10 protein-coding genes, 1 tRNA gene and 1 pseudogene are annotated in these 15,449 nt (G+C 70.5%); 4 read left to right on the forward strand and 8 right to left on the reverse strand.

Translation table 11 applies throughout. The features are described 5' to 3' along the window. The 6 genes and pseudogenes from H629_RS14950 to H629_RS0100035 form a co-directional block, all read right to left on the reverse strand. Nucleotides 1-1,073, reverse strand: a pseudogene (locus tag H629_RS14950) (IS3 family transposase); the annotation flags it as partial. 581 nt (nt 1,074-1,654) lie between these two features. After that, nucleotides 1,655-1,729: transfer RNA gene (locus H629_RS0100015), tRNA-Gln, on the reverse strand. 199 nt (nt 1,730-1,928) lie between these two features. Further along, nucleotides 1,929-2,390, reverse strand: a complete 462-nt coding sequence (locus H629_RS0100020) for a hypothetical protein (protein ID WP_024355303.1) — start codon at nt 2,388-2,390, stop codon at nt 1,929-1,931. Between the two features lie 140 nt (nt 2,391-2,530). After that, nucleotides 2,531-3,466, reverse strand: coding sequence for a universal stress protein (locus H629_RS0100025; RefSeq protein ID WP_024355304.1), 936 nt, complete (start codon nt 3,464-3,466; stop codon nt 2,531-2,533). Further along, nucleotides 3,463-5,064: an amino acid permease gene (locus tag H629_RS0100030; protein ID WP_024355305.1), complete on the reverse strand. Its 1,602-nt coding sequence runs from the start codon at nt 5,062-5,064 to the stop codon at nt 3,463-3,465. The genes H629_RS0100025 and H629_RS0100030 overlap by 4 nt, the downstream gene beginning before the upstream one ends. 68 nt (nt 5,065-5,132) lie before the next feature. After that, complete coding sequence (locus tag H629_RS0100035) at nt 5,133-6,731, reverse strand: aminotransferase class I/II-fold pyridoxal phosphate-dependent enzyme (RefSeq protein ID WP_024355306.1); 1,599 nt, start codon at nt 6,729-6,731, stop codon at nt 5,133-5,135. 123 nt (nt 6,732-6,854) lie between these two features. On the opposite strand from H629_RS0100035, the gene H629_RS0100040 reads away from it, so the two are divergent. Continuing rightward, on the forward strand, nt 6,855-7,775 hold the full coding sequence (locus tag H629_RS0100040) for a LysR family transcriptional regulator (protein WP_024355307.1): 921 nt from the start codon (nt 6,855-6,857) through the stop codon (nt 7,773-7,775). A 30-nt stretch (nt 7,776-7,805) separates the two neighbouring features. On the opposite strand, the gene H629_RS0100045 is transcribed toward H629_RS0100040, so the two are convergent. Continuing rightward, nucleotides 7,806-8,237: a cytidine deaminase gene (locus H629_RS0100045; RefSeq protein ID WP_240470975.1), complete on the reverse strand. Its 432-nt coding sequence runs from the start codon at nt 8,235-8,237 to the stop codon at nt 7,806-7,808. Further along, nucleotides 8,234-9,205, reverse strand: a complete 972-nt coding sequence (locus H629_RS0100050) for a Ppx/GppA phosphatase family protein (protein ID WP_024355309.1) — start codon at nt 9,203-9,205, stop codon at nt 8,234-8,236. Before H629_RS0100050 ends, H629_RS0100045 begins: the two co-directional genes overlap by 4 nt. A 246-nt stretch (nt 9,206-9,451) precedes the next feature. Between H629_RS0100050 and H629_RS13825 the strand changes: the two genes are divergently transcribed. The 3 genes from H629_RS13825 to H629_RS0100065 are packed head-to-tail and all read left to right on the forward strand — an operon-like array spanning nt 9,452 to nt 15,368. Then, nucleotides 9,452-11,749 (forward strand): cellulose biosynthesis cyclic di-GMP-binding regulatory protein BcsB, encoded by a 2,298-nt coding sequence (locus tag H629_RS13825; protein ID WP_024355310.1) that lies wholly within the window; start codon nt 9,452-9,454, stop codon nt 11,747-11,749. Further along, on the forward strand, nt 11,746-13,413 hold the full coding sequence (locus H629_RS0100060; protein WP_024355311.1) for a phospholipid carrier-dependent glycosyltransferase: 1,668 nt from the start codon (nt 11,746-11,748) through the stop codon (nt 13,411-13,413). The genes H629_RS13825 and H629_RS0100060 overlap by 4 nt, the downstream gene beginning before the upstream one ends. Continuing rightward, nucleotides 13,410-15,368 (forward strand): glycosyltransferase, encoded by a 1,959-nt coding sequence (locus tag H629_RS0100065; RefSeq protein WP_024355312.1) that lies wholly within the window; start codon nt 13,410-13,412, stop codon nt 15,366-15,368. The genes H629_RS0100060 and H629_RS0100065 overlap by 4 nt, the downstream gene beginning before the upstream one ends. The last annotated feature ends 81 nt before the right edge of the window (nt 15,369-15,449 follow it).

Raw genomic sequence — 15,449 nt, forward strand, 5'->3', positions numbered from 1 at the left:
GACCGCGCACCAACTCAGCCTTGTAGTATCCGTTCACCGTCTCAGCGAGAGCATTGTCATAGCTGTCACCCACGGTCCCGATCGATGGCGTCGCTCCGATCTCGGCAAGACGCTCACCGTAACGAATCGATGTGAACTGGCTGCCCGCATCGCTGTGGCAACGCAAATCTGGAAGATGCCTGCCGCGCGACCATCGTGCCATCTCGATCGCGTCAAGCACCGTCTCGGTCTTCATGTTCGATGCACATCGCCAGCCCACAATCATGCGACTGTATGCGTCGATGATGAAGCACACGTATGCAACACCCTGCCAGGTCGGCACGAACGTCAAATCGGTGACCCACAACTCGTTCGGCGCAGCAGCGTTGAACACGCGGTTTACGAGGTCAGGGTGCCTGGGCATTCGCGGGTCGGGCTTCGTGGTCTTCACTCGCTTCTCACGGCGCACGCGCTCAATCCCGAGGACTTTCATGAGCCGGGCGACCTGGTCGCGACCGATCTGGATACCTGCTCGCTGGGCGGCTTTCCAGAGCTTGCGCGCCCCATAGACGGAGTAATTGTCTTCCCAGAGTTCGAGCAGCCGCGGCGCGATTTCCGCGTCGCGCCGCTGCCGGGCAGACGCTGGTCTGCTATTCGCTGCGTAATACGTGGACGGGCCACCTGCAATACCTTGCAGATGCGCTCGACCCCGAGCCTTCAACCGGCAACAACATCGTCCTTGTTGCCGTTGATAAATGCCACTAGTTCTTGTGTTGGCGGTCGAGCTCCGCCCCGAAGAAAGACGCGGCCCGTTTCAGGATTTCATTCGCGCGCTTGAGCTCACGCACCTCTTGCTCAAGCTCTCGCATACGTGTCTGCTCGTCGGTCGTAACCCCAGCTTTCACACCGTCATCGATGTCAGCTTGACGCACCCAGGAGCGCACTGACTCGACCCCGTAGCCGAGCTGCTCAGCCACCCGCGACGTCGTTCCCTGGCTCGTACCGAGCTCGGCGCGGAGAGTGCGCACCATCCGGACCGCTGCAGCCTTCTCCTCAGCGGAATAGCGGCGTCCCTTGTTCTTGTGTTGGGGCATGAATCCATTCTCCATCCGTAACTCTGGAGCCTCCAACAAACCCAGGGCGCTTCACATGCTGCTCGCTGCAGACAAAGAAACAAAGGCGGGGCTCGCGCGCCAACTCAAGCAACTGGAGGCACAAGAGGAGCGACTCATCGACTTGGCTGCGAACGGGACGTATGCAGTCCCGAAGCTCCGTGACAAGCTCGAAGAAACAACCCTTCAGAAAGGCGTCATCCAAGAGAAACTCGCCCGCACCATAGATCGACTCCGTTACAGCGCCGAAACGGCGCTGTCGCACCTTCAGCTGTTACGGAATCCTGGCGAGCTCTACCGCAATGCCCCAGACAGCGTCCGGCGCGATCTCCTCGAGGCGTTCTTCGTTCGGCTTCGCATCTACGAAGACGGTGAGAAGGTATACATCGAGGTGGAGCGAACGGAGGCGAATCAGTCCTTCCGCGACGTAGCCGCGACCGTGCGCACCGCACGCAGCAAGAAGGGCGCAGAGAAACCAAAAACTCCCCGCAAGTCTGCGGAGAGTTCGGATTCTTTGGATGTAATGCCGGTTCACTTAGCCCTTGGTTTGAACAAGAGCACTATGGCTGGGATACCAGGACTCGAACCTAGAATGACGGTACCAGAAACCGTAGTGTTGCCAATTACACCATATCCCAAGGCGGAAATCTGAACTCCGGGGAGCTCAGCACCGAGAGATAACTCTACCCGATCGGCGAGCACAACTCCAAATCAGGCGGCCGTGGGCAGCAGGCCGGGCGCGCTGCCGGGCACGGCGCGGCGCAGGCCCGGAAGGCAGGGCCCGAAACGCAGGGCCCGGCACCAAGCCGGGCGCAGTACCCGCCGCACCGGCCCGCGCTACGCATAGTCGTCGGGGGTGAGCTGGCGCACGCCCTCGTCGTGGAGCACGAACTGCGCGCGCAGCCGGAGCCCCTGCTGCGCGGTCTCGTGCGCGAGCGCCCTGGCCCAGGCGCGATCCTGCGCATCGAATCGCTCGCTGCCGCGGCGCTCCCACACGAGCGCGATCGAGGCGGCGTCGAGCACTTCGCAGACCATGGCGGCGCGGTCGGCCAGCACGTGCGGGATCGACACGAGCCCGAGGTCTTCGGTCTCCACCAGCTCGTCGGGACTCTCGGGGAGGTCTTCCATCGGCATCAGCGGGCCGAGCTGCCGCTGCCGATCGTCGAAGGCGAACAGCCAGAGCTGGCGCCGGCTGGCCCGGGCCAGGAGCAGCTCGACAAGCTCGTGCAGCTCGGCGTCGGTCGCGAAGACGCGGTGGCGGCTGAGGCGGGGATCATCGGGGCGCAGAGGAGAGGTCATGGCTCCAGCATGCGCGTCCGCAACGGCCGACGGGCCGTGATCCACGCATCTGTGGAGAAGTCGCGTGAATCGCCGTCCGGGGCCGGGTTGTGAGCGGAGTGGGCCCCGAGTGCGACCCGCTCCGCTCTCAGCAGCGCGGCTCAGGCTGCGGCGGTCGAACGCCCCCGCGCGACGTAGTCGTCGGTGGCGCGACGGGGCACCACCACCACGGGCACGGGCGAGTGGCGCACGATCTTCACGGCGTGCGAGCCGAGCGAGATTCTCGCGATCGGCCCCAGGCTGCTCGAACCGACCACCAGCACCTCGGCCGCGAGCCACGGGATCGCGCGGAGCGCCGCACCCCAGCTGTCACCGGCGCCGACTGCTACCTCGACCGAGGCCGGCTGCCGTTCGAACTGCTCGATGCTGTTGAGGATCGACTCGGCATCCTCTCGGATCCGCGCCTCCCAGTCTTCGATGATCTCGTTCTCGACGTCGCGCCCCACCCGCGCGGTGAGGAAGGCGCGCGGGCGGGTGTGGAACGACGCGATGCGGATCCCCTCCCCCGCCTCGGCCGCGATCGCGGCGGCGCCGAGCACGAGCTCGGCCGAGGTCTCCGATCCGCTGTAGGCCGCGGTCACCCGCTGCAGCCGCGCCCCCGGTTCGGCCTCGAAGCCGTGCGGTGCGATGGCGACGGGCAGGTGCGCGCTCTGCAGAAGGCCCGTAACGACGGATCCGAGCACCACCTCGCCCTCGGGCCCGGTCTCCTTCGCGCCCACGACGAGCCGCTGCGCGCCCACGTTCTCGCAGGCCGCGAGGAGGCCGCGCCGCGCGCTCGGCCCGTCATGCACGATGTAACTCGCGTCGATGTCTACCGGCACGAGCTCCCGCGCCTCGTCGAGGGCGGCCTCGGCCTGCTCGCGCACGAAGCGCTGGTACTCGCCGTCGACCCCGCTGAGCGGGCGCTGCGGCGGCCAGCCGGCGGCGTCGACCGCCACCACCACGAGCGGCAGCTCCGACGAGCGGGCGAGCAGCACCGCGAGACTCACGGCGGCGTGCGAGCAGTGCCCGGGCGCGACCCCGACCACGACGCTCATCGCTCGTCTCCGCGGTCGGCGGGCGAGGATCCGGGTCCGCCCGAGCGCTCAACGGTGTCCTCGCCCACCACCGGATCGCCGGCGGTGACGTCCGGGATGTCGAGCGTGCCGGTCTCGATGTGCGCGGCGGCGCGCTCCGCGTCGCCGTCGCGGTAGCGGCCGGGGCCGACGAGGCGGATCAGGCCGGTCTTGAGCTGCTCGCCGAGCACCGAGTTCTTGCGGCCGGTGAACCACCACCACACGAGCACCACGAGCGTCCATCCGAGGAAGACGAAGATGGTAATGGGCCGCAGATCCTTGATGATCCAGAGGCAGCCGATGATCGAGAGGATCGGGATCACCGGATAGAGCGGCACGCGGAACTTGCGCTCCAGGTCGGGCTCGCGCTTGCGCAGCACCATCACCGCGACCGACACGACGGTGAACGCGGCGAGCGTGCCGATCGAGGTCATCTCGGCGAGGAAGTTGATGGGCAGCACGCCCGCGAGGATCGCGACGATCACCGAGACGATGACGGTGTTGGCCACCGGGGTCATGGTGCGCGGGTTGACCTTCTGGAAGATCTTGGGCGCCATGCCGTCGCGCGACATCGCGAACAGGATGCGGGTCTGGCCATAGAGCACGACGAGGGTGACGCTGAAGATCGAGATCACGGCGCCGGCCGCGACGAGCGTGCCGGGCCAGGACGCCCCGATGATGTTCTCGAGGATCTGCGAGAGACCGGCCGACTGCCCGTCGAACTCGGCGGTGGGCTGGGCGCCCAGCGCGGCGACGGCGACGAGCACGTACATGGTGGTCACCACGACGAGCGCGGCGACGAGAGCGATCGGCAGGTTGCGGCGGGGGTTCTTCGCCTCGTCGCCGGCGGTGGCGACGGCGTCGAGACCCACGAAGGAGAAGAAGATGAGGCCCGCGCCCGTCATCACGCCGCTGAATCCGAAGGGCGCGAAGTCGGCGAAGTTGTTGGTGTTCCAGCCGGTGATGCCCACCGCGACGAAGAACAGCAGCACGGCGATCTTGATGAGCACCATGATGGTGTTCGCCACGACCGAGTGCGAGGTGCCGCGCACGAGCAGGAACGCGCACATCGCGATCAGGATCACGGCCGGCAGGTTGATGATGCCGCCCTCTTCGGGGGCCGCCGACAGCGCGACCGGCAGCTGGAAGCCGAAGAGGTTGCCCATGAGCTGGTTCACGTACTGCGACCACCCCACGGCCACCGCCGCCGTCGACACCCCGTACTCGAGCAGCAGACAGGCGGCCACGCCCATCGCGGGCAGCTCGCCGAGGGTGCTGTAGGCGTAGGAGTAGGAGGATCCCGACACCGGCACGCTGCTCGCCAGCTCGGCGTAGCAGAGCGCCGACAGCCCGGCGACGGTGGCCGCGATGATGAACGACCAGATCACGGCCGGGCCGGCGATCGGCACCGCTTCGGAGAGGATGAAGAAGATACCGGTGCCGATCGTGCCGCCGACGCCGATCAGCGTGAGCTGGAAGAGGCCGATGCTGCGCTTCAGCGGGCTGCCGCTCTCACCGCCATCGCGAGGGACGGGCTTCACGCGGAAGAGCTGCTGGCGCAGCGTCTGCGGTGTGGACATGGGTTCTCCAGACATCGTCGTCGTACGTGTTCGGTTCGGGCCGTTCGGCCGGTGGGCTGGGATTGAGTCTAAGCGGTGCGGGTGACGCGGAAGGAGGTCACCGCGGGGTTGACCGCGCCGCGCACATAGCCTGTCGGCGACGCCGCGACGGCCTGCAGGAAGGCGACGGTCTCGGCCGTGATCTCCTCGCCGGGGATGAGGTTCGGGATCCCGGGCGGGTAGGCGGCGAGAGTGTCGGCGGAGACCCGTCCGACCGCCTCGGCGGCCGGCACGAGCTCGGTCTGCGCGAAGAAGCCATCGCGGGGCGGCATGCGGAGCGCACCGGGCGCGGGCAGTGCGGGGAAGGACCCGGCGGCGGCGTGCGCCTCGCGCTCGACGGCGGCCGCGTCGGAGTCGACCGCCGCGACGAGAGCGCGGTGCACGAGCTCGTAGTCGGGCGTCTTGCCCGCGCCGATGACGGCGACCAGCGAGGTGGCGGTGGACATCTCGAAGTGGATGCCGTCGACGTCGATGAGCCGCTGCCGCAGCCAGTGGCCGCTCACCCCGGTCGCCGAGACGTCGATGGGCACGCGCAGCAGGTCGGTGTCCACGATGTCGTCGAAGCGGTCGAAGCCGTCGCTGACGACACCGAATCGGGGGTCGTCGCGCAGCATCTCGCGGAAGCGGCGGGCTCCGGCGATGGAGTGCCCGATCTCGGCCTCGCCGGTCATGAGCGAGTGGCGGGCGATGTCGAGGGAGGCTCGCAGGATCGCGCTCGTCGAGGTGGAAGCCGTCATCGTGAAGGCGCGCTCGATGAGCGGTTCGAGGCGGTCGGCGAAGAGGCCGTGGCCGAGGTGCAGCATGGCCGACTGCGTGAGGGAGCCGGCGAGCTTGTGCGTGCTCGACACGACGAGGTCGGCGCCGAGGCGGGCGGGCGACTCGGGCAGCTCGGGGTGGAAGCCGAAGTGCGGGCCCCAGGCGCCGTCGACGATGAGCGGTGCGCCATGTGCGTGGGCGACGTCGCTGAGGCCGCGCACGTCGGCGACGGAGCCGAAGTAGCTGGGCGAGATGATGTAGACGGCCGAAGCGGGACGCCCCTCGCGCGCGGCGGTCGTGAGCGCCTCGTCGAGCGCCGCCGGGGAGACGCCGTGCGACATGCCGTGGAAGCCGTCGACGGAGGGGAAGACGAAGCCCGGGATCAGTCCGGCTGCGAGCACGCCGTCGCTGAAGCTGGAGTGCGCGCTGCGCTGCGAGACGATGTGCTCGCCGAGACCGCGGGCGGCGAGCGCTGCGGTGCGGTTGGCCTGCGAGGCGCCGTTGGTGAGGAACCACGTGCGGCGCGCGCCCCAGGCCTCGGCGGCGAGCGCGAGCGCCCGGTCGAGCGGCGAGTCCGCGCCGAGGTCGACGTCGTCGATGAGCATGGGGATGTCGAGCTGCAGGGTGCGCTCGCCGAGGTAGTCGGCGAGGCGCGCTCCGAGCCCGCGGTCGCTGCCGCCGTGGCCGGGCACCATGAGCTGCACGGGGCCGCGCGCGACGTAGCGGTCGAGCGCGTCCGCGTAGGGGGTCTCGGCGTGCCGGCGCAGCACGGACTGCCGCTCGGCGGCGGGCGAGCGGGTCTCGGCGGGCGCTGACGAGCTCGTGGAGTGGTCGAGCGCGGGGAGGCCGACCGGGTCGGTGACGTGGAGCATCCCTCCATCGTGGGGGTGCGGATCACGATCGTGAACCCCCGTATCGTCTCGGAAGTCACATATGCTGTATGTGACAAACGTGCCGTATGTGCCTGAGTGTCAGATATGGGATAGTGGGATGCCATGATCGACCTGCGTCAGCTCCAAGCCCTGCGGGCGGTGCACGCCGAGGGGTCCGTCACCGGGGCCGCCCGCCGCCTCGGCTGGAGCCAGCCCACGGTCGACTACCACCTCAAGAACCTCGACGGCCAGGTCGGCGCCGCGGTGATCAACCGCTCCTCGCGCGGCAGCTCGCTCACGCCCGTGGGCGTGCTGCTGCTCGATCGCGGCGAGGAGATCCTCACCCTCACCGATCGCGCCCTGCGCGACGCGCGCGAGCTCACCCAGATGGGGCGCGTGCGGTTGCGCTTCGGGACCTTCCCCACAGCCGCGGCGAAGCTGCTGCCTTCGATCGTCGCGCAGGTGACCGAGTTGGGGATCGAGCTGGACGCCGTGCTCGAAGAGGTGCCGCAGCTCGTCGAGCACGTCAACCGGAGACAGCTCGACGCCGCGATCGTGTACTCGGTGCCCGATCACGAGCTGGCGTTCCGCTCCGACATCGTCACCACCGAGGTGCTGCGCGATCCGCTCATGCTCGCCCTGCCGGAGGGGCACCCGCTCGCAGCGCGCGCCGCCATCGACCGCGCAGCCCTGCTCACGCTCAGCGGCGAGCGCTGGCTCTTCGCCGCCGCCTGGGACGACCCCATGGACGCGATGGTGATCGACGCTTTCGCGCAGGCCGGGCACACGCTCGACGTGGCGATCCGCACCGACGACTTCCAGGTCATGCTCGGCATGGTCGCCGCCCGCATGGCCGTCAGCTTCCTGCCCCGCCTCGCGAGCACCCGCGAGCACCCCGGCGTCGTGCTGCGCCCCATCGACGAGCCGTCGTTCGTGCGCTCGCTGCTCATCGCGGCGCCCGCGGACGGCGCCGGCAAGCAGCCCTCCGCGGCGGTGCGTCAGCTCGCCGAGGCGATCCGCGGCGCCGTCTCCGCGCTCGACTGAGCGCCGCCGGGAGCCGAGATCGCGCGGTCGTCAGGCCTCGAGATCGCTCGGCCCGAACGCGAGCGGCAGCACCTCGTCGATCGTGCGCACTCCCGCAACGGTCTCGATCAAGAGACCGGGGGCGGCGTGCTCGGCCAGCAGCTGCCGACAGCGGCCGCAGGGCATGATCGTCGCCCCGTCGCCGTCGACGCACACGAACGCCGCGAGTCGCCCGCCCCCGCTCATGTGCAGCGCCGAGACGAGCGCGCACTCCGCGCACAGCGTCAGCCCGTACGAGGCGTTCTCCACATTGCATCCCGCGACAATCCGGCCGTCGTCGACGAGCGCCGCAGCGCCTACGCGGTAGCGGGAGTAGGGGGCGTAGGCGCGATCCCGGGCCGCGTTCGCCGCGGCGCGCAGGGCGGGCCAGTCCACTCCCCCGTCGGGTTCCCGGCCCCCGGGCTCCTCCGGCGGGATGCTCACCCGAGCTCCGGGGCGGGCTCCGAGACCGGCTCCGCGCCGCGGCCGTCGAGCGCGTCGATGTAGCGCAGCACGATGCCCTCGCGCAGCGCCCACGGCGAGATGGTGAGGGTGTCGACCTCGAACACCTTCATCGCGGTGCGCAGCACCACCGCACCGGCCATGATCTGGTAGCCGCGCTCCGGGGTGATGCCCGGCAGGTACTCGCGCACCGATCCCGGCATGTCGCGCAGCGTGGGCTCCCACTCGCGCAGGCCCACGTAGTGCAGCTGCGCGAGATCGCCCGTGATGGGGTCTGCGGGCCCGCCCACGAGCCGGGCGAGCGAGCGGATCGTCTTCGAGGTGCCCACCACCCGCTTGGGCCTCGGGCGATCCGCGAAGACCTCATCGCGCACGCGCGTGAACTCGGCGCGCGCGTGCGCCCGCAGCCGCGAGACCGCCTCGCGCGTCGGCGGATCCTCGGGCAGGAAGTTGATGGTGGATCGGCCCGCGCCGAGCGGCAGCGACACCTGCACGTCGGGGTACTCGTCGGCTCCCTGGGCGATCTCGAACGAGCCGCCGCCGATGTCGAAGAGCAGGATCTCCCCCGCCGACCAGCCGAGCCAGCGGCGCACCGCGAGCATCGTGATCCGCGCCTCGTCCTCGCCGGAGAGCACGCGCAGCACGACGCCCGTCTCCCGGGTGATGCGGGCGAGCACCTCTTCGCCGTTGGCGGCCTCGCGGATCGCGCTGGTCGCGGTGGCGATCATGTCGTCGACGCCGATCTCGCGCACGGTGTCGGCGGCCTCGCGGATCGCATCGACGATGCGGCGCACGCCCTCCTCCACGATCGCGCCGTCGGCGTCGAGGTAGCGCATGAGCCGCAGCACCGAGCGCTGGGAGTGGTACGGGGCGGGGCTCGCACCCGGGTGGGCGTCGACCACCAGCAGATGGACGGTGTTGGATCCGACGTCGATCACTCCGAGGCGCATGGGGAGATTCTAGTGGGCGCGCCGCCCCGCGCGGCGGCCGGGTGCGGCGGCGCGGGAGGGCGGTGGGGCCCCAGCGGAAGGCGCCGGGGTCGCACCGGGGCGGGCGGATCCTCTACCCCGTGGGTGAAAACTCCTACCGCGAGGGTCGTGATGCCGGGCAGGCGCGTCATTTGGTCGGATCTCACAAGCCGACACCCGTAGGATTGCGGGGAGTTGCGTTTCTTCAGGGGGAAGGGCTGTCCGACGATGAGCACATCCGCGCCGATTTCCGGTTCACACACCCGCGCCGCGGGGCACTCGCGCCTGCGGCGTGCGCCCGCTGCGATCCTCTCGGGAGTCCTCGTGCTCGCGAGCCTCGGGGCCGGAGCCGCCCCGGCCCTCGCCCACGACGGCGCGGGCGCGAAGTCGCAGGTGTCGCCGGATCAGCCGAGCAATCCCGCCGACACCACGGCCCCGGCGCAGGCCGACGACACCGCCGACCGCGACAGCTCTGACGAGCTATCCGGAGCGGACGCCGCGACCGGCCCCACCAGCGCGCAGTCCCGCTCGGAGCGGGCCGAACTCGCGAGCGGCGGCACGGTGTGGCTTCCCTTCTTCGTGCCGGACGGCACGACACCGCAGGAGTTCACCGCCCGCCTGTCGCTGCTCGCGGGCGACGGCGCCTCAGAGGTGCAGGTGAGCAGCGAACGTCGGCACCTCGGCACCGTCACGCCCGCCGATGGCGAGATCAGCCTCGCGCTCAGCGAGGAGGACGTGGTCGACGGCCGCGTCAACCTCGCGTTCTCGCTGCCCTGGGACACCGGCCGCGTCTGCTGGGTCGCGAGCGACACCGCGCAGCGCGAGCAGAGCACTCGCGTCGCCATCGCCGACGCGGCGATCGACTCCGCGGGCGAGGCGACCCCGCCCGAGACCGTCGGCGCCTTCCTCGCGCCGTGGGTGGAGCAGGTCGAGGTGGTCACCGGCGGCGATCCGCAGCTGCTCGAAGCGGGCCTGAGCGCCGTTGCCGCGGCGACGCACCGCCTCGGCAGCGAGTCCTCGGTGTCGCTCGACGCTCCGGCCGCGGAGACGCCCGACCCCGTGACCCGGCGCGTCATCGCGTTCGAGGCCGGCAGCGGCCCCGCCGTCACCGGTATCGACGCCGACGAGCAGGGCGTGCCCCGCCTCGTCGTCTCAGGCGCCCCCGAGAAGCTCGCCGCCGCCGCGGCCGCGCTCGGCTCGGCCGGGCTCCCCCTCGCCTCCGCCGCGGAGACCGAGGGACTCGCCGCCGCAGCCGCCACGCAGCCGGACACCGCCCGCTCGCTCACGCTCGAAGACCTCGGCACCGCCAGCGTCTCGCTGCGCGGCTACGGCGTCACCGACGGCTTCATCGACGTGCCGCAGGACGCATTCGGCGGGCCGGTCGACGGCTACACCCTGCGTCTCACCGGCGCGGTCAGCACCGTCGACTCCGCCACTGTCGCCTCCGCGGAGGTGCTCTGGAACGACGTGCTCGTCGACACGCTGCCGATCAGCGGCGACAAGCCGCGCATCGACCGCGAGATCGAGATCCCCGCGACGAGCGTGCGCGCCTCGAACGGCCTCGTAGTGCGCCTCACGGCCGTCGCCGCCGGCGGCGCCTGCATCGACGAGTCGCTGCTGCCCCAGGTGCGCCTCGACCTCGACACCCGTGCCAGCACGGTCACCGCGCATCGCGGCCAGGCCGCACGACCCGGCTTCGACCGCTTCCCGCAGGCGCTCGGCGGCGCGCTCACCGTCGCGACCGGCTCCGACACCCCGGGCACCACCGAGGTGCAGGCCGCCGGGTCGGTCGTCGCAGCGCTGCAGCGCGTGTCGAGCCGGCAGCTCGACATCTCCGTCGATTCGGCGCAGCAGCTGATCGACTCGGCGATGCCCGGCCTGCTCGTGGGAGCGACCCCCGACCAGGCCAACGCGCTGCGCACCCCGCTGCGCCTCGACCGTTTCCGCACTCTCGCCCCCTCGGGCAGCACCGAGCTGACCGTGGCAGTCGATCAGCCCTACGCCGCCCTCATGGCCTTCGAGTCGGGCGACCGCGACCTGCTGGTCGTCGGCGGCTGGGCGCCCGAGGGCGAAGCCCCCGACGCGCTGATCGCGAGCGTCGCCGGCGACCTCGATGGCACCGACTGGTACTCGCTCTCCGGTGTCCTGCGCTTCCAGGCCGAGAGCGACGAGGAGCCCGAGCTGCTCGACATCAACGCCGTGGTGCCGCAGCAGGAGTACCGCGACGACTACACCTGGCTCGCCTGGGTCGCGATCGGCGGCCTCGTGCTGCTGCTCGCGATCGTGGGGATCGCCGCCGCTGCGCGACGTCGTCGCCTGGTGGCGACGCGGCAGGTCGAGGCCGAGGCGGCTGAGGCCGCCGCGACCGACACCGCCGCAGCCGACGAGACCGCCTCGGCGGTCGGGGCCGAGCCGGTCTCCGGCGCAGATCCGCTGCCCGCGGATGCGGCCCCGAGCACCGCTCCGGCTCCCGACGCTGCGGCCGAGCCCGGATCGGACGCCGAGCGCCGCAGCGACGGCTCGTGAGCATCGCCGAGCCCGCGCCGGGTCGCCTCCGCGCGGCCTGGGCGGCGCTCGGCGCGCCCGCAACCGGGCGCCGCGTGCCCGGCACCCTCATCGTCGCAGCCATCGCGCTGATCGCCGGCACCATCGCCGCGTTCTGGAGCATCGGCACCGAGATGCAGTTCGCGTACGCCGACGCGCAGAGCCACCTCACCATCGCCCGACGCATCTTCGACAGCATGGCCCCCGGCTTCACCCAGCTCGGCACCGTGTGGCTGCCGCTGCCGAACCTGCTGCTGATGCCGTTCGTGGCCGTCGACTGGCTGTGGGCGACGGGCTGGGCGGCGGCGCTGCTCGGAATCGTCTGTCTCGTCGCGACGGCCTCGGCGAGCTACCGGATCGCGGCGCGCATCGGCCTGGGCCGCACCGCCCGCCTCGTGCTGGTCGGGCTCATCGTCACCAATCCGAGCCTGCTCTACGTGCACACGACCGCGCTCACCGAACCCGTGCTCATCGCGTTCCTCACCGCCGCCGTGGCGGGGCTCGCCTCGTGGGCGCTCTCGCCCCGCGAGCTCAGCGCGGGCGAGATGATGGTGTTCAGCGGCGCGCCCGCCGCGGGCGCCGTGCTTTCCCGCTACGAGGGCTGGGCACTCGTGGCGAGCGGCACGCTGTTCGTGATCATCGTCGCCTGGCGGCGCAAGCGCTCGCTGAAGCACGTCGTGAAACTGGCGTCGGCTTTCGCGCTGTGGCCCGCGCTCGGCGTGCTGTGGTGGGTCTCCTACAACTTCGCCGTCTACCAGAACCCGCTCGAGTTCTTGAACGGCCCCTACTCCGCCGCCGCGCTGCAGGCGCCGGTCTCCGAATCCGGGTTCCTCGCCTACAAGGGCTCGGTCGGCCTCACGCTCTGGGCCTACCACTGGGCCATCATCGGCACCGTCGGCGCCGTCACCCTCGCGGTCGCCGCCCTCGGACTTGTCGCGCTCTGCGCCCGGTTCCGGCTCGAGACGCGCGCGCTCATCGTCTGGCTGCTGGCCACCGGCTGGGCGTTCTCGCTGCTCAGCCTCTATCTCGGCCAGACCCACATGAACAACATGCACACGATGCCCACGAACTGGTGGAACAACCGGTACGCGCTCGTGTCGCTGACCTGGTTGGCGATGCTCTGCGCGGTGTGGATCGACACTTGTCTGCGGTCGCGGCGGGTGCGCGTGCTCGGGATCACGGCGGCCGTCGCCACGATCGTCGCATTCGCGGGTCAGCTGGCCTGGTCGTTCGCCGACCTGCCGGGCCGCAGCGCCGTGCTCGCCGAGGGCGAGGGGTACCTGCAGATCAAACGCGGCAACGGCACCGACGCGGGGGCGCGCTACCTCGGAGACCACTACGACGGCGGCGGGATCCTCATGGACGAGTCCGCGGCGGGCAACGCGGTGCTGCCGCAGATCGGCGTGCCGCTGCGCGAGTACTTCAACCGCTCCACGGGTGAGTTCTTCGACGAGGCGCTGCGCGATCCCGCCGGCCACGCCCGCTGGATCTTCTACACGGTGGCCGACGCCCCGTCCCTGTCGAGCGCGGCGGTCGCCGACCAGGTGTACGCGACGCTCCTCGAGAACCCCGCAGTGCTCGCGCAGTACGAGCTCGTGTTCTCCGAGGGCGACATCCGCATCCTCCGACGATTGGACGGCTCATGATCGGTTTGCCCGGCCGTGACCGGCGCCGGATCGGCGAGATCCTCCTCGACCGCGGACTCATCACCGAGTCGCAGCTCGACGACGCGCTCGCGGCGCAGCGCGCGGGCGGAGGCCCGCTGGGGCGCCACCTCATCCTGAACGGCGCCGTGCAGCGCCTGGAGATGTATCGCGCGCTCGCCGAGCAGTGGCGCGCCCCGTTCGTCGACCTCGTCGAGCTCGACGAGCAGGGCGAGGTCGACGCCGAGCACATCCTGGCGGAACCCGCGGAGACGTGGATCGAGCGCGGCTGGCTGCCGCTCGGCGTCGAGCGCCCGTCGCACGCGCCGTCCGCGGTCACCGTCGCCACGACCATCCCGCTCTCCGAAGAGGCGGCCGCCGAGATCGTCGCCCGATACGGGGTCGACGAGCTGCGGCTCGTCACGACCACCGACTGGGATCTCGTGCGCGTGGTGCAGTCGATCTGCCGCGCGGCGCTCGTCTTCGGCGCCGCCGAGTCGCTGGCGAGCACCGACAACTCCGCGTCGGCGAAGGACGGGCTCAACCGCTGGCAGCGCGCTCTCCCCGTGATCGCGGTCGCGATCGTCGTCATCGGCGCGTTGCTGGATCCGCTCATCACCGCGATCACGGTGCTCGCCTTCGCCAACGCGATGTTCCTCATCAACGTCGGATTCAAGGTGCTCGCCGGTGTGCGCGGCAGCATCAGGCGCGTCTGGCGGCGCCGCCTCGCCGCGGAGGTGCACCGACAGCGCGAGGCCCGGGGCCTGCCCGAGCCCGAGTCCGCGATCCCCGACGACGACCTGCCGATCTACACGATCCTCGTGCCCGCGTACCGCGAGGCCAACATCATCACGAAGCTGGTCGCGAATCTCGGCGCGCTCGACTACCCCAAGTCGAAGCTCGACGTGCTGCTGCTGCTCGAAGAGGACGACGACGAGACGATCGCCGCGGTGAAGGCGATGCGCCCGCCCGAGTACGTGCGCATGCTCATCGTGCCGCCTGGCGGCCCCCAGACGAAGCCGCGCGCCTGCAACTACGGGCTGGCCTTCGCACGGGGCGAGTTCGTCGTCATCTACGATGCCGAGGACCGGCCGCAGCCGCGGCAGCTGCGGCAGGTCGTGGAGCGGTTCCGCTCCGAGCAGCACTCGGAGACCCGCGATCCGCGCCCGCTCATCTGCGTGCAGGCGGCGCTCAACTACTTCAACGCCGACTACAACGTGCTCACGCGCCTCTTCGCGGTGGAGTACGCGCACTGGTTCGACTCGATGCTGCCCGGCATGGACGACTGGCACGTGCCGATCCCCCTCGGCGGCACCTCGAACCACTTCGTCACCGAGCAGTTGCGCAACCTCGGCGCCTGGGATCCGTACAACGTCACCGAGGACGCCGACCTCGGCATGCGCATCGCCGTGCACGGCGGACGCGTCGGCGTCGTCGACTCCGTCACCTGGGAGGAGGCGTGCGCCGAGGTGCCCGCCTGGGTGAAGCAGCGCACCCGTTGGATCAAGGGGTACATGATGACCGGCGCGGTCAACGCCCGGCACCCGGTCGCGTGGTTGAAGCAGAACGGGCTGCCCGGCTTCATCACGCTCACCGCGCTCATCATCGGCACGCCGCTCGCGTTCCTCGCCTACCCGCTCGTGCTCGGCTTCACCATCATCACCTACGTGGGGGTGCACGTCATCGGTCTCGACCTGCCCGACTGGCTCGTGATCGGCGGCACCATCAATATGCTGGCCTCGAACGCGCTGATGATCATGTTCGCGGGTGCGGCGGCCTGGCGCCGCTACAACTGGCGCATCGCCGTGTTCGCGCTGCTCAATCCGCTCTACTGGATCCTGCACTCCGTCGCGGCGTGGCGAGCGGCCTGGCAGATGTACTTCAGCCCGCACCGCTGGGAGAAGACCCCGCACGGGCTGACCGAGGAGTACGAGGACTCCTCGGTGGTCGCCGAGTAGTCGGGTCCGGGGAGCGGAACCTGAACCTGAACCTGAACCTGAACCTGATCCGGATACCGCGGAGCGGCTGAGCGCGGATCG

Origin of the sequence: Leucobacter chironomi DSM 19883, assembly GCF_000421845.1 — a bacterium.
Classification (GTDB): domain Bacteria; phylum Actinomycetota; class Actinomycetes; order Actinomycetales; family Microbacteriaceae; genus Leucobacter; species Leucobacter chironomi.